This is a genomic window from Paenibacillus sp. EC2-1 (genome assembly GCF_049311625.1).
Classification (GTDB): domain Bacteria; phylum Bacillota; class Bacilli; order Paenibacillales; family Paenibacillaceae; genus Paenibacillus_AQ.
Window position 1 is genome coordinate 3,889,567 of sequence record NZ_CP186006.1, and the last position, 16,139, is coordinate 3,905,705.

Below are 16,139 nucleotides of genomic sequence, written 5' to 3' on the forward strand. Positions count from 1 at the left end.
TGCTGAACATCCTCGGGAAGTCCATGCAAATAAGCTGGCACAAAAAAATCCCGACTATGAACAGGTATGCAAAAGCACCCCTATTCGTAGCCAGGAATTTACGGTCCCCTGTAGAAACCCTCAAACCTTATCATTGAGGATATACGAATTTGTACCAATTCTATTGTTTTTGCTCAACAACAATTTACTTCAATTATACGAAAGTGTCAATAGATACAGTTTCAATTGTTCGTCTTTTTCAAGATTTAACTTCTTGATCGCTGACCAAATCGAATTACACCCCACCTATATACGAATGTTTAATTTCCAAATGCCATTTCTCAAAATTTAAGCCAATCATCACGATCTATAATTAATTGATATATATAGTTTTTATGGAAATAAATTATAGGCTCCGCCTATTGAAACTACCTTGTCGAATAATGTAGTATGGTGGTAAAAAAAGTCGGAGGAATTATGCCTACACAACAGCAACAAGTAAAACACTCCATCGAGGCGTGGTCCCTGATCAATCGCAAATATTTAGGAAAAGGTGTGCGAGTTAAAAGATTCCGCAGACCAACCCGATGCCAGATTCGTAACCGCGTGCTTCTCGCTATTTTAATGGCGAATGATATCAAGCTATCCCAGTTAGCCGAAGAGCTCGGCGTTTCTTCCCGAAGCGTTAGTGCTTGGGTATATGAGGGTCGTATTCCTGGAAAGAACAATCTTGAAAAAGCTTGTGATTACCTAGGGTATCCTCGTCATATTCTTTTCAGAGAAGAACTGCTTGAGCAATCACCACTGATCTGCCAACCTGAACCTTCTCGCTTTATGAAAAGAACGTTGACTCGATCACCTGTAAGCAACCGTATCTTAACCGGCCTTTGCATGGTTCATGATTTATCCGTAAGCGATGTAAGTCGGTGGATTGGCGTTCACCCTGGTACATTCCGTAAATGGCTACACCAAGGAACCCTGCCATCTAGTGCTTTTCAGGATAAAGCAGAACAATTTTTCCGCATTCCTAAATCCGTACTATTCGCAGATTGTGTACTACACCCGAATACGAAATCACCCAAAACGAAATCTTCCAAATAATTTATACGATGTTCCAAGCCTGGATATGTGCCACGGTTTGGAACATTTTTTCTAATTGTGCATATTTGTGCACCTAAAGGGAATACCAAGGAACAAAAACGAATAAAGGAGCATGCTCATATGATAAGGCGAGATTCCGGTATGGCTCTTGGCTTACTCGCAGGGACGACCTTCGGAAGTGGAATAGGTTTTCTCCTTGGCTGGCATTCCTACAACCTGGTGTGGATCGTAAGTATTTGCGGTGTAATAGGCGTACTGACTGGTCTTTGGTATGCTCATAGAACCTTGATATCTAACGAATCACAGTAAAAAAACAGTAAAAAAACAAGCTGCCTTTACGTTTACAATAACGATTCAGGCAGCTTATTTTTTGTTTGTCTATATTTTAATGACTTCTACTTTGTAATCATTTACTCGCCAGACTTCTTCCAGTGTATCCCGCCATCAGTAGTCTTATATAAAACTGCCGATTTCTCACTATCCAGCGTAATCATCCATCCATGGTTCTCATCTGCCATAGCAAGTATTTGCCCACGGCTTCCGTCCAGTGCCTGTTTACCATTCTCCCACGTCTTCCCACCGTCTGTCGTTCGCCCTACAGTATTAGGCTTATCACATGGTGCACAGAAGCCCCCCATAAGAGCTGTATTCTTGTTAACCACATATAGAGGTCCTGGGGCAACTCCCTCGTTCTTAGGCGCATCTGAGTCCCCCTTAGGATAACCAGGAGCCGGACCACCGCCTGCCGTTGAATTAGCTACAACCGTCGTCCAAGAGTTACCACCATCAGAAGTATGAAAGAGCGAATACGCCGTCTGATTCATTCCACTACCGCCGATAACTTCCATCCACGCATCCTGCTTACCCATCGAACGAATAACGACATCCCCAAGTGGATCCGTTGTTTCTTTAGATGCGGTCTTTCTCCATGTTGCTCCGCCATCAGTCGTTCTCATAAGCTGGAATGAATGATCATTTGACTGACTTACAGCCCACCCAATCGATTTGTCATGAAAATACACCTCACCTACTGTCCCGTCTGGAGCATTCAGCTCAGTCCAGGTCTGTCCCCCATCTTGTGTTAAGGCATGACCGATAAACCCAGTATCTGATGAAGTGAAATGAAGGAATCCCTCCATTGGTGCTTTACCGATCTTTCTCCACTCCTTGCCTCCGTCTTGTGTACGATAAAGTTCGAGTTCCTCCGTAACTGCCCAAGCTTCTTTATCATTTAATGCAAATATTTGCTTTACAGTACCTTGCAAATTCATTTGCACTATCCAACGTTTCCCACCATTATCAGTGCGAGCAAGAAAGCCTTCTCCCCCTACCCAACCAGAATCATGATTAATGAGACGTAGTGCCGATACTTTATTCATGTTGACTTTGGTATCATTCACTGGAATATCGACGGCTGAGTCATCACCGTCTCCCGCATTCGTGGACCCCGAATCGGAATCATCTGATGGAGAAGAAGGGTTATCAACCGGTGGAGATGTCGTTCCCTGTGATGGTTCCTTCTCTATAGGTTCTTTTGCAGTGCCTTCTTTCTGGCAACCTGTAACAAAGACGATCATGATTAACATCAATAATGCCCCATATGAAACAAAACGTTTAGATCTTAACATGCTTATTCCTTCTTTCAATAGAATTCATTCTTCAAATGCTCCTTACACTACTATGTATCCACTTTGGATAATTTCACACACAAATAATAGAAAAAAAAGAATCCCTTGATAGATATCAAGGGATTCTTCGTATGCGGTCGAGAGGACTCGAACCTCCACGGGGGTTAGCCCACACGGACCTGAACCGTGCGCGTCTGCCAATTCCGCCACGACCGCAAAATATGTATCTTCCTCGTATGAATGACGAAGATTTTAATGCCTAAATCGAAATATTAACTCAATTGCGGTAATTAAGATTATACCTCTTTTATAGATAAAAAGCAAGCATTTTTCAAGCTATTAAGGGACCCACGATGCCCAAGCATAGGGCCCCCTAAGCTTCAATCCATCAGATTGTCCATTCATCATTTATAACGCCGGATAACAACCAATTTCCACTCTCCTGTTGGAACACGAGCCTTAGACTCCGCCAATCTATACCAGCATAATCTGGATTAAAACCATCAAAATGGTATTCTACCATCACTGCATCAGGATACTGCATACTTGCATTGTTCAACGTATTTCCGTAGCTAAGCGATTCGTTGTAGCCTACGAAGGGTGCTTTTGCAAAATCCTCACTGTAAACAAACCGCTTATAATACGTCTCAAAATCCATCGAAATCGGTTTGCCACTCCCATCAAAACTTCCCCATTCATATATCCTTTGATTAGTAAATCCTTCCGATAAACTCTGGGCACTTAAAGTGATATCTTTAGTTCGATTAACGTAGGCATAAGGTGAAAAAGTGACTCCTGAAGGATGAGAGAGTTTAGCTAATGTCTCAAAATCTTGATCTTGTAAAGAATGAATAACCTGTTCAGCAATCTTTTTCACTTCTCTTTGAGCCTTTTCCGGAGTGAGATTAGGAAAGATTGATGCTTCTTTTAAAGTCTGATTCCATCGTATCGTTCCACCTAAACCTTCTACCGAAAATCGAAGCGGAATGAATAATCTGCCTTCACGCATCATGGGCGCTGAATCCAGTATAACCAATCGCCCATCCTTCTTAGCTTTCACCTCATTCGCTGCTACCTCAAACCCATGTTTACCTTTAACCACAAGGGCTGTCCTCTTAGCAGCATCCCATGTCACTTTGGCTCCCATAGCCTCCGATACAGTACGTAAAGGAACCATAATACGACCACCTTGGAGAAATTCAGGAATATCAGACAACAAGGATGCACCATTCACTTTAAGGACAATCGGAGCCCTCACATCTTGATCATCTGCCGCATAAGCCAAGTTCATTCTATAGCTATGCAAAGATAACAATAAGAACATAACTATCGTCAAAGCTACAACGCGAAACTGTTTCTTAGTATTAAAGTACATTTACTTACCTCCCCTAATTAAAACATTTATCATCTTTGATAGTTAATACCCTGTTTATTCTTCTCAAAACGTCCTTTATATCGAGATATCATCATACGCCATTCTTGAAGTTATCATGACACAAAAATAGCATTCTATCTAAAGACGCTACTTTGGCTTCGATGATATTAGACCCTATCCAGCACATTAGGAGAATATATGATCAATCTGCCACTGCAAAGCCCCGCTCATCGTACAATCCGTGTATTTCGAACATCAGTATTTTGTAAAATCAATGATATATATGTTTAATCTTGCAGTAGTTTGATGAAATCAAAAGTACGAATATTGTCAAATCGATTTTTATACTTATCCATGTTTTTTTATATTTTTCAATTAATTGTAAAAAAAGTACACACAAACTTCACAAATGCGTTTATAATCAGGACAAGTTTTCCAGTTCTTCCACGAGATAGACTGAAAGCGATTGCAGATTATGTGATTTCAGAAAGGAGAGATATGCTTCGTATTCATTACACAAGCAGAAATAAAGATTTTGAAGAATAATGGAAATTGAAGGAGGAATTTTACTATAGGCTTCAGAGTTCCGACACAAGGTATTGAAAACCACGTTATTCGCACATTTTCTTTTAAACTAAAGGAGGATAATTTAATGACATCTATTCGTCTTTCTAATTCTAAAACAGCAAAATTGTTTGCAGTCGGTGGAATTATGATCCTAGCTGCATTCCTAATGATTATCTTAGCTCAAAAAGCATCCGCCCACGGCTGGGTCGACAGCCCAGGAAGCAGAGCTCTCCTGTGCAAAACGGGTCAGAATACAGATTGTGGTGCAGTCGCTTATGAACCTCAAAGCTTAGAAGCTCCAAAAGGCTTCCCTGCAGCTGGTCCTGCAGACGGCAAAATTGCCAGTGCTGGCGGAGTGTTCCCGAAACTGGATGAGCAATCTGCTACTCGCTGGGCGAAAGTAAATATGTCCCCAGGACAAAATACATTCACTTGGAACTTGACAGCTGCACACGCAACTGCAAGCTGGAAGTACTACATTACGAAGCCTAACTGGAATCCTAATGCAGCACTTACTCGTGATTCCTTTGATCTTACTCCTTTCTGTTCCGTGAACTACGGCGGTACTCGTCCTCCATCAAACTATTCCGATACTTGTAATGTTCCTGAAAGAACAGGATACCAAGTAATCCTGGCTGTTTGGGAAGTTGCAGATACACCTAATGCATTCTATAACGTAATCGATGTTAACTTCAGCAGTGGCAACAACTCCGGTGACACTCAAGCTCCAACTGCTCCAACTGGATTGGCAGCAGCAGCTACTACTTCTACATCTACCTCCCTTTCCTGGAACGCATCTTCTGACAATGTTGGTGTAACAGGATACAAAATTTACAATGGTTCTTCCCTCGTAACAACCGTCTCCGCTTCAACTTTGAATTACACTGTTACTGGCTTAACAGCAAACACAGCTTATACCTTTACAGTAAAAGCTACAGACGCTGCTGGTAATGAGTCGGCTGCAAGCAATGCTGTCAGTGTCACAACAACAGGTGCATCGACTGGCTATCCTGCATGGAATGCATCAACAGTCTATGTAGGTGGTAACAAAGTAACGCATAACGGTGTTAATTATGAAGCAAAATGGTGGACTCAAGGCCAAACTCCAGGTACGCCTGGCGGAGATGTGTGGAAAGTTATTCAATAATAACAGCACATTAGGTCACACAACTAAATGTAAGAAACTTTGGTGACAACTAAGGACACGCATAACCTCGATTGCGTGTCCTTAGTTCATTCTAACACCCTATAAATAACCTCTTCAGGAAAATCACAATCGATGGATTTTCTTACACCAACACCTTCACTATTAATCGTAGCTTATACCTCCCCTAAATCGTAGAATAACCCCTTACCCTATATAAGCGCTTATGAATTTTGAAACGATGATATTTCTCCTACCCTACCTAAAATTCAAACCTCTATGATCTTCATGATCTCTATTCTTACTTCTATTCCTCCAAGGCGAAGTTTCTTTATGGAACACATCCAATACGACCTCACTATTCTTTGTGATTCACGCCAAGTGCTCTTTAACCACGGATATAAACTCTTTTTGAGTTTATATATATATTCGATCTAAGGAAAGGAGAGATGATCCAGCTCTATCGAAACATCCAGATACTAATCAATACCTAGGAAGAAAGGGGGCCTTCATTTTATATTCGCACCAGTATCAGCACCTAGCTACTTCGGAACGATCCCGTAAATCAATTTGATTTATAAAAATTAAAGGAGGCTTATTAATATGACTTCTATCCGTTTAGCTAATTCAAGAGTAACAAAGGGGTTTGCAGTCCTTGCAATCATGGTTCTAGCTGCATTCCTTATGGTTATCATTGCTCAGAAAGCATCTGCCCACGGTTGGGTTGACAGCCCAGGAAGCCGAGCCATTCTGTGTAAGAACGGACAAAATACAGATTGCGGAGCCATCGTGTATGAGCCTCAAAGTCTAGAAGCACCTAAAGGCTTCCCTGCAGCTGGTCCTGCAGACGGCAAAATCGCTAGTGCAGGTGGCGCCTTCCCGAAACTCGATGAGCAATCTGCTACTCGCTGGACGAAGGTCAATATGTCTTCCGGGCAAAACACATTTACGTGGAAGCTGACTGCCGCACATGCAACAGCAAGCTGGAAGTACTACATTACAAAGACTAACTGGAATCCGAATGCTCCACTTACACGTGACTCCTTCGACCTTACACCATTCTGTTCCGTAAATCATGGAGGATCACAGCCCCCATCCACCTATTCTGACACTTGCAACGTTCCTCAAAGAACAGGCTATCACGTCATTCTAGCCGTATGGGAAGTTGCCGATACAGCCAATGCATTCTACAACGTCATTGATGTTAATTTCAGTGGTGGAAGCACCCCCGTCGATAATCAAGCACCAACCGCTCCTAGTGGATTGGCTGCAGCAGCTACTACTTCTACATCCTCCTCCCTTTCCTGGAACGCATCTTCTGACAATGTTGGTGTAACAGGATACAAAATTTACAATGGTTCTTCCCTCGTAGCAACCGTCTCCGCTTCAACTTTGAACTATACGGTTACTGGCTTAACAGCAAACACAGCTTATACCTTTACTGTAAAAGCAATAGATGCTGCAGGTAATGAGTCAGCAGCTAGCAATGCTGTCAATGTTACGACAACGGGTGCATCAACTGGATACCCAGCCTGGAGCGCTTCCACTGTCTATGTAGGTGGCAACAAAGTGACGCATAATGGCGTAAACTATGAAGCTAGATGGTGGACCCTCGGTCAAACTCCAAGTTCTAGTTCAGATGTCTGGAAAGTGATTCCTTAAAAATAAGTTGATCTAGTCATTTAAACAACCCAAAAGGAGGCTAAATTCTATGACATCTACTCGTATATCTAACTCAAGAGTAGTGAAGCTTTGGGCCATCGGAGGAATCATGATTCTAGCTGCATTTCTCATGGTTATCTTAGCTCAGAAAGCTTCTGCCCACGGTTGGGTTGACAGTCCTGGAAGCCGGGCGATCTTGTGTAAGAACGGACAAAATACAGATTGCGGAGCCATCGTGTATGAACCTCAAAGTTTGGAAGCACCTAAAGGCTTCCCTGCAGCTGGACCTGCTGACGGCAAAATCGCTAGTGCAGGCGGCGCTTTTCCCAAACTGGATGAGCAATCTGCAACCCGCTGGACGAAGGTCAATATGTCTTCTGGACAGAACACATTTACGTGGAAACTGACTGCCGCACATGCAACAACGAGCTGGAAGTACTACATTACGAAACCTAACTGGAATCCCAATGCAGCACTTACTCGTGACTCCTTTGACCTTACCCCATTCTGTTCTGTGAATCACGGAGGCACACGCCCGCCATCCACCTATTCTGACACTTGCAACGTGCCCCAAAGAACAGGCTATCACGTCATTCTAGCCGTGTGGGAAATTGCTGACACTGCAAATGCCTTTTACAATGTCATTGATGTCAACTTCGGTGGCAACAACCCCGTCGATAATCAAGCACCAACAGTTCCTGGTGCGCTTACATCCACAGCCACAACATCCTCATCAACCTCCCTATCCTGGAATGCTTCTACGGATAACGTAGGGGTAACAGGATACAAGATTTACAAGGGTGCTTCTCTCGTAACAACGGTCTCCGCTTCAACGCTGAACTATACGGTTACAGGCTTAACAGCAAATACAGCCTATACCTTTAGCGTGAAAGCTGTAGATGCTGCAGGTAATGAGTCTGCAGCTAGCAACATCGTTAATGTAACCACAAGTCCTGTAGTCGTTGATACCGAAGCACCGAATGCTCCTAGTAACCTGCACGTTATGGGTGCAACTACGTCAACGAGTATTACACTCATGTGGAGTCCTTCAACAGACAATATTGGGGTAACTAGTTATAAAATCTATCGTGGTTCCGTACTCGCTGGAACAGTATCAGGAACGACAACTGAATACACTGTTTCCGGCCTGACGCCTAGTACCGCCTATACATTTGTCGTCAGCGCACTTGATGCAGCTGGTAATGAATCCACTGCAAGTAACTCCGCAAGTGCAACAACGTCGGATGCGCCAGCCGTTCAGGCTTGGGCACCTAATACTTCGTACACGACAGGATCAAAAGTAAGCTACAATGGTTCTGTCTATGAATGCCGTCAAGCACACACCTCATTGAATGGCTGGGAGCCATCTAATGTTCCTGCCCTTTGGAAGCTAATATAATTCTTGCTTCGTCTGCTTCTTTAGACAATCGACCTTAGAAGAAGAGTGCCCCTTTGATCGAATCCCCTCCTGAAAAGAGGAGATATTCTGATCAAAGGGGCTATTAGTGTTTACTTAGTCATCGAGACGCCTTAATTCGCTATCCGGTACACACTTCAAACCATTATTTCAAATTTTTTATAATTATTTTTAAAAAACTATTGATAATGATAATTATTATCAATATAATGATTATGTTATCAGTGATAATCATTATCAATTATGAAGGGAGAAACAAATGAAATTATCCAATTTCAAACCTGCACTTGTCCTTACCCTGTTTACGGTTATCGTTGCAGCCTGTGGTCAAGCACCGGCTTCCAATAATACATCGTCACAGTCCGTAGCTCCGTCCACAGCAACATCATCTACATCATCACAGGAGGATAAATCCAGTGCCTCTAACACTTCTATTCCTGTAGATGAAGCGAAAGTAGAAGAACTGCTCGCGCAATTCAAAGGAAAGACACCTGACACCGTCGTGACCGTGTCCGTATCTATCTCAGAATTACTGAATGAGCTTGGGGTTATGCCTGCCGGGGTACCGACAACAAGTAGCAAGCTGCCAGAAGCTTTCGATCAAGTCCCTCGCATTGGCTCATCTCATCAGCCAGATCTGGAACAGATCGCTAAGCTGAAGCCTGACTTTGTTCTTGGACCAGCGTCTATTAAAGAAAATCTGGATAAATTATTCCAATCTGCATCTCTTCCATCTGCATACATACCTGCTGATTCTTTAGAAGAATTGAAACTATCAATGGTAGCTCTCGGACGTCTATTTAATCAAGAAGCTAAGGCAGAGGCATTCCTGCAGCAATTCAACGAGAAAGAAACTAAACTCGTTGAAGCAACGAAAGGTAAAACAGCCCCATCCGTTATGATCCTATTCGGCTCAGCTGAATCACTTATGTTCATGAATGAAGATACATATACCGGTAGTTTGGTGAAAAAACTCGGCGCTGCAAATGTAGTCACCGATGTTCTTAAACTAAAGGAAACTTACATCCCGCTTAATATGGAGAGTATTGTCGCTGCGAATCCAGACATTATCCTACTCGTTGCACACGGTGATCCAACTGCTGTTGCTAAGAAATTCGAAGAGGATACGAAGAAGAACGGAGCTTGGGAGAAACTGAATGCTTTCAAGAATAACAAGCTGATCTCGCTCGACTATAACTTATTCGGCATTGCATCCATTACAAAAGCACCGGAAGCATACGAAGAAATGTATAACATACTGTATAACTGATGGAGGAATTCAGCGTGACGGAGAAACATATCAGGAAAGCCGCTTTACTTGGCATCACCGTCCTACTTCTTCTAGCGGCAATTCTGCTATCTATAGGCCTTGGAAGTGTCCGTTTATCTCCATCCGATACACTCAGTACATTGTTTGGTTCTGGAGATGATGCCAATCATACAATTCTGTGGGACATTCGAATACCGAGAGTCATTCTTGCACTCTTAATTGGAGCTAATCTGGCTGCTTCAGGAGCATTACTTCAAGCCGTCATGCTGAATCCGCTAGCTGACCCCGGTCTTACCGGGGTTTCAAGTGGTGCTGCAGTCGCTGTTTTGTTCATTATGCTTGCTCAGCCTAGTTACTCTTCACTGATTCCAGTAGCCGCAATTATTGGTGGTATTATCGCTGCGTTCCTCGTATATGCCTGGGCATGGAACCGGCGAACAGGATTCACGCCCATCCGCATTATTTTATCTGGTGTAGCTGTAAATGCCGTATTCGGCGGAGTCATAGGACTACTATCTCTCCTTTATAGTGATCAGCTACCCTCAGCCTTACAGTGGCTAAATGGTAGTCTATCTGGAAAAGGGATGAGTGCTGTATACGTTCTGCTCCCTTATTCTATTGTGGGATGGATCGCGGCACTTCTCTGTATTCGGCAAGCAAATATTTTACGCTTAGGTGAGCAGGTTGCCCATAACCTCGGACAGGATTTGAACCGCATCCGCTTTATGCTCTCATTCATTGCCGTTTATCTAGCAGCAATCTCTGTCTCCACTGTTGGACTTGTGGGATTTGTCGGACTCATTGTTCCGCATATTGCTCGAATGCTTGTTGGTACGGACTATAAACATGCATTACCGATGAGTCTCGTGCTAGGCGCTCTCATTCTGCTCGTGGCAGATACTGCTGGCCGTACCGTGTTCTCACCGACGGAAATACCTGCCGGAATTGTGATGGCGATGCTTGGTGGGCCTTATTTTCTTTATCTAATGCGTAAGGGGGATACATAAATGCTAGACGTTCAGTCGCTGACCATACGCTATTCAGATCGAACGATCGTGAGCAACTTTTCGCTCGAAGTACAAGAAGGCGAAATTGTATCGATTATTGGACCGAATGGTTCCGGTAAATCTACGATACTCAAAGGTTTGTCGCGCAGTATCCCTTGTGAGAGTGGGCGTATCTGTATTGCCAACCATGAGATATCCTCCCTCAGCAATAAGCAGGTATCTCGCATCATGTGTATGCTCTGTCAATCTAATACTTGTCCACTGGATATGACCGTCAAAGAACTCGTTGGATACGGGCGTGTACCGCACAAGAAATGGTACGAACGTTTCGATTCAAGCGATGAAGAAGTGATCCAATGGGCGCTTGAACAAACTGGAATGCTTCCATACGAAGACAGATTAATCGTCTCCCTATCCGGAGGCGAAGCACAACGAGCCTGGATTGCAATGGCACTGGCGCAACGACCGAAAGTACTTCTCCTTGATGAGCCGACCACTTATTTGGACATAGCCCATCAACTAGAAGTCCTTGAGTTGATAAGCAGGCTGAATCGCGAATTAAACCTTACGGTCGTCATGGTACTGCATGATTTGAATCATGCAGGTGCCTATAGTGATAAGATCGCTGTAATCAAAAGCGGCGTTATGCGGGAATACGGACCACCACAAAAAGTACTCACACCGAGATTGATCCGAGAGGTTTACGGTGTCGAGTCGGAAGTAGAATACGTTTTAGGCAGTACAGCTCCCCGGATTCATATTATAAAGAAAAGTAGAGGGATAACTCATGAAGCCATTGGATAAAGAAAAAGTTAAACAGCAATACCTTGATTTCTTAAAAAGCTTGAAAACGATCATGCTTAGTACGACAGATGATGAAGGCAAGCCGTTCATCTCTTATGCTCCTTTTGTTCAGAAGGATGGGCACTTATACATTTATATCAGCCAAATCGCAAACCATTATAAGCATCTTGAAAATGATCCCGCTGTAGATGTCATGTTCATTGAAGACGAATCACAATCCGCAAATTTATTCGCTCGCCAAAGAGCAAGATTTGTGTGTACCGCCGTCAATATTGGCAACGAAGGCCACGAGGACATTTTCGAGTTATTTGGTGAATCTTTTGGTGAGAATATGATTCGTATGCTGAAGGGTTTAGATTTCTCATTATTCAAGTTGACGGTTCACGAGGGGCGTTACGTGGTAGGATTCGGTCAAGCGTTTGACATGGATCTGTCAGGTGAACGTTTAGATCATGTTGCAAGGGATGGACATACACCTGTAACACAATCGAAATAGATAAAGGAAGTGAGCGAATGACAACACTAGATACTGTATCTCAAATCTGGAATTCCATTCAGGAACGATTCCATAAGACAGCTGAGAGTTTACCTGAACAGGATCTCCCTTTGAAAATAGGAAATGCTTCTATCGGCTATATGCTTCGCCATAATGCAGAGGTCGAGTATATGTTTGCTGATTGGTTCTTTAGCCGGCCCATACCAGAAGGATTTGTCATTCAGACCGCTCGAGGAGCTGCTGGTGCCGATATGGAGTTTACGAATCTGGAAGAACTCATTGCTACCCTGAAAGCTTCTAATGAACATATATTATCCGCTATGCGCGAGCTGCCTAAGGAGAAATGGAACGAACCGGTTAAATCTCCAATGGGCGTATCGACACCACTTGAAGCCGTGGGTAGATTGATGTATCACACAGGCATTCATGCCGGGCAGATTTCTCTCATTCAAAAAAATGCAGCCATCTGACAATATAGCGAAATGTTTCAATACATAAGAGAGGGAGCCGAACAACAGGCTCCCTCTTTTTTCATTCATAAACCTCATCACTCATTCTCCGTAATTGCTTCATAAAGCGCATCAACATAAGCAACCGCAAGCTTGGAGAGTGTAATGTTCTTATGGCTAATCCAACCTACATTAATACTCTCATCACTTTCAAGAGGTACTGGAATGATCTCGTTACCGTTCAGGTCGGCACTCAGCACTCCTGTGGAAATGGTGTACCCATTTAACCCGATTAGCAGATTAAAAAGTGTGGCCCGATCATTTACACGAATGCTTTTTTTGTGAGACAACGTACTCAGAATTTCTTCAGAGAAATGAAACGAATTGTATTCTCCTTGATCAAAAGACAAATACGGGTAGTCTTGTAGCTGTTCAATCTTCACAATGGATTGCTTCGCGAGCGGATTATGAATACTGATAAAAATATGTGGCTTCGCCCTGAACAAACTATGAAACTGCAGACCCGCATCCTTGAGCAGCTTGTTGATCACCTTGGAGTTAAATTCATTCAAATAGAGAATGCCTATTTCACTATGGAGTGTTTTGACATCCTGTATAATTTCATACGTCTTCGTCTCACGTAGAGCAAGCTCATATTCATCTTGTCCATACTCCCGTACGAGATTTACAAAGGCGTTGACTGCAAAGGCATAATGTTGGGTTGATACTGAAAAATGCTGCGGTGAAGGCTTAGCGTTTACATAACGATTCTCCAGTAGCTCTGCCTGTTCTACAACCTGCCGAGCATACCCTAGAAATTCAGCGCCCTCTTTGGAGAGTGATATCCCCTTGTTCGTACGTTCAAAAATCGTAATCTGGAATTCTTCCTCCAAATCTCGAATCGCATTTGAGAGACTCGGCTGGGATATGAACAACCGCTTCGCCGCTTCATTCATCGACCCCCGATTAGCAACTTCTATGGCGTACTTTAGCTGCTGCAGCGTCAATGGGTTCACTCCTCTTTTAAATTTACTACTTCTATTCTATTACATTTAAGGTTGTAACGACGATTTAATTAGCCATTTCAAAGTTAGAAAAAGAATGTATTCTATTAATCCCGTTTAACACAACCGGCTTTATGGGGATTGACGAGAAAATATGATACTATAATGAGAGTAGTCACCATATAAAGGAGTGATTCATCCTGGCCAGGTATATGGATCAATATATACGTAGTGAGGCAGAGCAGAAACGTTTGGATCAAGTTGAGCTTCTCGCCGAACGTTTTGCCACAAGAGCATCCCTTCATGATCAAGCGGGAAGCTTCCCATTCGAAAACTTCAACGATCTTCGAGAGACAGGATATTTAAAGCTAACCGTTCCCCGCAAGTATGGCGGTGATGAAATTTCGCTGTATGAGATGGTACAAGTGCAGGAACGTCTAGCTTATGGAGATGGATCGACGGCCTTAGCCGTAGGATGGCATCTAGGTCAAATACTACATCTAAGAATGACCGGTAAATGGCCGGAGGAATTATTCGCTAACTTATGTCATGATATCGTCCAACAAGGCTCCATGATGAATGTATTTGCGAGTGAAGCGGGTACAGGAAGCCCTAGTCGGGGTGGAAAACCTGAAACGACCGCTGTTCGCACCCTTGGAGGCTGGCTCATCACAGGACGTAAAACGTTCAGTACACTTTCCCCGATTTTAGATCAGTTCGTCGTAACCGCATATGTTACTGAAGAGGATACGGTTAGCGAATTTCTCATTCGTCGAAGTGATCGAACTACCATTGAAGAGACCTGGAACACGCTGGGTATGCGTGGAACAGGAAGCCACGATGTCGTACTCAAGGATGCTTTCGCCCCTGAGCAATTTCGCATTACAGGTTCGGGAATGGATGACGGTAGCGGATGGCTTCTTCATATTCCAGCCTGCTATATGGGAATTGCTTTGGCTGCAAGAGATTATGCCTTGAATTTTGCTAAATCATATAAACCAAGCAGCGTTCAGGCCTCCATTGCCACACTGTCAACCGTGCAGCAGTCCATTGGCAAGATGGAAGCGGAGCTTCGAACCGCTCGAGCGATGTTGTATGAAGCTGCAGAGCGGTGGGATAACTCCCCTTCGATCCGCTCCGATATGCGTGCACAACTGGGTCTCGCAAAATATACAGTCACCAACAATGCGATCACGGTTGTTGACTTGGCTATGCGAATTATAGGCGGATCGAGCTTGTCTAAAGATTTACCGCTCGAGCGATATTACCGAGACGTTCGCGCTGGCCTGCACAATCCACCGATGGATAACACGGTTTTAAATCAGCTTGCAGCTGAGGCATTAAATGAAGAATGATTAAACAACGTACTATTATTTGACAAGAACAACAAGCAGCTGCCCTGGCAAAATATTGACCTAGGACAGACAGCTGCTCTTTTGATTATTTAATATAGAATACAATAATAGTTCCGACGAAACCCCGACATCCTCAGGAACATTCCTTGGCTATTAGTCTCCATAATAGGTAACGAACTCACCGTTCGGTTTACGATAGCCGCGTGGTCTAGGTTTACTCGTGTCTTCCTTTCCTAGTGTTATCAGCATAACGGGGACATAACGCTCAGTGATCTCCAGTGCTTGCTGAATAGCGTCCGCATCGAATCCGATCATCGGACATGTCTCCCACCCTTTGTCTTTTGCAATAAGCATAAATTGCATCGCCGAAAGACTTGCGTTACGTATCGCTTCATCACGCTTAAATTGATCTCCTCTCGATTCATACATCGTATGTACTTCCCGAACGGTTTCATTAAACTCGATCTGATCCATGACACCAAGATGGAGCATCCCTTCATTCATCGCTCCCACATCCTGATAAGCTTCCAGATCACCTAAAACAACAATAACTGCTGAGCTACTTAACACTTTGTACTGTTTATATGCTGCGTCATATACTTTTTCTTTTAACGCTTTATCTGTAACGACTGCATAATGTGTATGCTGCAGATTAAACGCCGATGGTGCAAATTTCGCGAGGCTGAACATTTCTTCAAGTTCCTCTCTGCTGATCGGAACATCCGGGATAAATTTCATGGCAGATCTTCTGGATTTGACAAGCTCCGTAAATGAAATGGATGAATTAGCTACTTGATTCATGTCAGACTCTCCTTATGTATACAACTTTTATATTATTTTATCATAGTGACTATATAAAAGTAAGTATAAAATGTCATAGC

General features: G+C 43.3%; 15 protein-coding genes, 1 tRNA gene and 1 riboswitch. Of the genes, 11 read left to right on the forward strand and 5 right to left on the reverse strand.

The window, feature by feature from the left end:
• Window positions 1–67: 67 nt before the first annotated feature.
• A riboswitch (purine riboswitch) is annotated at window positions 68–167 on the reverse strand.
• A 289-nt stretch (window positions 168–456) separates the two neighbouring features.
• Both ACK8P5_RS18340 and ACK8P5_RS18345 read left to right on the forward strand, forming a co-directional pair.
• Complete coding sequence (locus ACK8P5_RS18340; RefSeq protein ID WP_422661514.1) at window positions 457–1,080, forward strand: helix-turn-helix domain-containing protein; 624 nt, start codon at window positions 457–459, stop codon at window positions 1,078–1,080.
• A gap of 120 nt (window positions 1,081–1,200) precedes the next feature.
• The gene (locus ACK8P5_RS18345; RefSeq protein ID WP_422657697.1) at window positions 1,201–1,389 is read left to right on the forward strand and encodes a hypothetical protein; all 189 of its coding nucleotides are present in this window, start codon (window positions 1,201–1,203) and stop codon (window positions 1,387–1,389) included.
• Between the two features lie 101 nt (window positions 1,390–1,490).
• Here the strand turns inward: ACK8P5_RS18345 and ACK8P5_RS18350 are convergent, their stop codons facing one another.
• From ACK8P5_RS18350 to ACK8P5_RS18360, 3 genes are all read right to left on the reverse strand, one after another.
• A complete protein-coding gene (locus ACK8P5_RS18350; RefSeq protein WP_422657698.1) occupies window positions 1,491–2,708 on the reverse strand; it encodes a WD40/YVTN/BNR-like repeat-containing protein in 1,218 nt (405 codons plus the stop codon).
• A 132-nt stretch (window positions 2,709–2,840) separates the two neighbouring features.
• Window positions 2,841–2,924 (reverse strand) — tRNA-Leu (locus tag ACK8P5_RS18355).
• Window positions 2,925–3,096: 172 nt separating this feature from the next.
• Window positions 3,097–4,083 (reverse strand): copper amine oxidase N-terminal domain-containing protein, encoded by a 987-nt coding sequence (locus tag ACK8P5_RS18360; protein WP_422657699.1) that lies wholly within the window; start codon window positions 4,081–4,083, stop codon window positions 3,097–3,099.
• A gap of 652 nt (window positions 4,084–4,735) precedes the next feature.
• On the opposite strand from ACK8P5_RS18360, the gene ACK8P5_RS18365 reads away from it, so the two are divergent.
• From ACK8P5_RS18365 to ACK8P5_RS18400, 8 genes are all read left to right on the forward strand, one after another.
• Window positions 4,736–5,797 carry a lytic polysaccharide monooxygenase gene (locus ACK8P5_RS18365; RefSeq protein WP_422657700.1) on the forward strand — a complete coding sequence of 354 codons (1,062 nt, stop codon included), beginning with the start codon at window positions 4,736–4,738 and terminating at the stop codon, window positions 5,795–5,797.
• Between the two features lie 600 nt (window positions 5,798–6,397).
• On the forward strand, window positions 6,398–7,456 hold the full coding sequence (locus ACK8P5_RS18370) for a lytic polysaccharide monooxygenase (RefSeq protein ID WP_422657701.1): 1,059 nt from the start codon (window positions 6,398–6,400) through the stop codon (window positions 7,454–7,456).
• Window positions 7,457–7,505: 49 nt separating this feature from the next.
• On the forward strand, window positions 7,506–8,855 hold the full coding sequence (locus tag ACK8P5_RS18375) for a lytic polysaccharide monooxygenase (protein ID WP_422657702.1): 1,350 nt from the start codon (window positions 7,506–7,508) through the stop codon (window positions 8,853–8,855).
• Window positions 8,856–9,132: 277 nt separating this feature from the next.
• Window positions 9,133–10,143 carry a helical backbone metal receptor gene (locus ACK8P5_RS18380; RefSeq protein ID WP_422657703.1) on the forward strand — a complete coding sequence of 337 codons (1,011 nt, stop codon included), beginning with the start codon at window positions 9,133–9,135 and terminating at the stop codon, window positions 10,141–10,143.
• On the forward strand, window positions 10,143–11,150 hold the full coding sequence (locus tag ACK8P5_RS18385; protein ID WP_422657704.1) for a FecCD family ABC transporter permease: 1,008 nt from the start codon (window positions 10,143–10,145) through the stop codon (window positions 11,148–11,150). Before ACK8P5_RS18380 ends, ACK8P5_RS18385 begins: the two co-directional genes overlap by 1 nt.
• The gene (locus ACK8P5_RS18390; RefSeq protein WP_422657705.1) at window positions 11,151–11,954 is read left to right on the forward strand and encodes an ABC transporter ATP-binding protein; all 804 of its coding nucleotides are present in this window, start codon (window positions 11,151–11,153) and stop codon (window positions 11,952–11,954) included.
• Entirely contained in the window at window positions 11,938–12,450 is a 513-nt protein-coding gene (locus ACK8P5_RS18395; protein ID WP_422657706.1) for a HugZ family protein, read from the forward strand. Before ACK8P5_RS18390 ends, ACK8P5_RS18395 begins: the two co-directional genes overlap by 17 nt.
• Before the next feature lie 17 nt (window positions 12,451–12,467).
• Complete coding sequence (locus ACK8P5_RS18400; protein WP_422657707.1) at window positions 12,468–12,920, forward strand: DinB family protein; 453 nt, start codon at window positions 12,468–12,470, stop codon at window positions 12,918–12,920.
• Window positions 12,921–12,997: 77 nt separating this feature from the next.
• Here ACK8P5_RS18400 and ACK8P5_RS18405 read toward each other — a convergent pair whose 3' ends face one another.
• On the reverse strand, window positions 12,998–13,906 hold the full coding sequence (locus tag ACK8P5_RS18405) for a LysR family transcriptional regulator (protein WP_422657708.1): 909 nt from the start codon (window positions 13,904–13,906) through the stop codon (window positions 12,998–13,000).
• A 209-nt stretch (window positions 13,907–14,115) separates the two neighbouring features.
• On the opposite strand from ACK8P5_RS18405, the gene ACK8P5_RS18410 reads away from it, so the two are divergent.
• Window positions 14,116–15,258: an acyl-CoA dehydrogenase family protein gene (locus tag ACK8P5_RS18410; RefSeq protein ID WP_422657709.1), complete on the forward strand. Its 1,143-nt coding sequence runs from the start codon at window positions 14,116–14,118 to the stop codon at window positions 15,256–15,258.
• A gap of 153 nt (window positions 15,259–15,411) precedes the next feature.
• On the opposite strand, the gene ACK8P5_RS18415 is transcribed toward ACK8P5_RS18410, so the two are convergent.
• A complete protein-coding gene (locus ACK8P5_RS18415; protein ID WP_422657710.1) occupies window positions 15,412–16,059 on the reverse strand; it encodes a nitroreductase family protein in 648 nt (215 codons plus the stop codon).
• Between the last annotated feature and the right edge of the window lie 80 nt (window positions 16,060–16,139).

What these genes read in the sequence shown, in the direction of transcription:
- ACK8P5_RS18340 (WP_422661514.1), top strand. Translation starts at nt 457, where the DNA reads ATGCCTACACAACAGCAACAAGTAAAACACTCCATCGAGGCGTGGTCC.
- ACK8P5_RS18345 (WP_422657697.1), top strand. Translation starts at nt 1,201, where the DNA reads ATGATAAGGCGAGATTCCGGTATGGCTCTTGGCTTACTCGCAGGGACG.
- ACK8P5_RS18350 (WP_422657698.1), bottom strand. Translation starts at nt 2,708, where the DNA reads ATGTTAAGATCTAAACGTTTTGTTTCATATGGGGCATTATTGATGTTA.
- ACK8P5_RS18360 (WP_422657699.1), bottom strand. Translation starts at nt 4,083, where the DNA reads ATGTACTTTAATACTAAGAAACAGTTTCGCGTTGTAGCTTTGACGATA.
- ACK8P5_RS18365 (WP_422657700.1), top strand. Translation starts at nt 4,736, where the DNA reads ATGACATCTATTCGTCTTTCTAATTCTAAAACAGCAAAATTGTTTGCA.
- ACK8P5_RS18370 (WP_422657701.1), top strand. Translation starts at nt 6,398, where the DNA reads ATGACTTCTATCCGTTTAGCTAATTCAAGAGTAACAAAGGGGTTTGCA.
- ACK8P5_RS18375 (WP_422657702.1), top strand. Translation starts at nt 7,506, where the DNA reads ATGACATCTACTCGTATATCTAACTCAAGAGTAGTGAAGCTTTGGGCC.
- ACK8P5_RS18380 (WP_422657703.1), top strand. Translation starts at nt 9,133, where the DNA reads ATGAAATTATCCAATTTCAAACCTGCACTTGTCCTTACCCTGTTTACG.
- ACK8P5_RS18385 (WP_422657704.1), top strand. Translation starts at nt 10,143, where the DNA reads ATGGAGGAATTCAGCGTGACGGAGAAACATATCAGGAAAGCCGCTTTA.
- ACK8P5_RS18390 (WP_422657705.1), top strand. Translation starts at nt 11,151, where the DNA reads ATGCTAGACGTTCAGTCGCTGACCATACGCTATTCAGATCGAACGATC.
- ACK8P5_RS18395 (WP_422657706.1), top strand. Translation starts at nt 11,938, where the DNA reads ATGAAGCCATTGGATAAAGAAAAAGTTAAACAGCAATACCTTGATTTC.
- ACK8P5_RS18400 (WP_422657707.1), top strand. Translation starts at nt 12,468, where the DNA reads ATGACAACACTAGATACTGTATCTCAAATCTGGAATTCCATTCAGGAA.
- ACK8P5_RS18410 (WP_422657709.1), top strand. Translation starts at nt 14,116, where the DNA reads ATGGATCAATATATACGTAGTGAGGCAGAGCAGAAACGTTTGGATCAA.
- ACK8P5_RS18415 (WP_422657710.1), bottom strand. Translation starts at nt 16,059, where the DNA reads ATGAATCAAGTAGCTAATTCATCCATTTCATTTACGGAGCTTGTCAAA.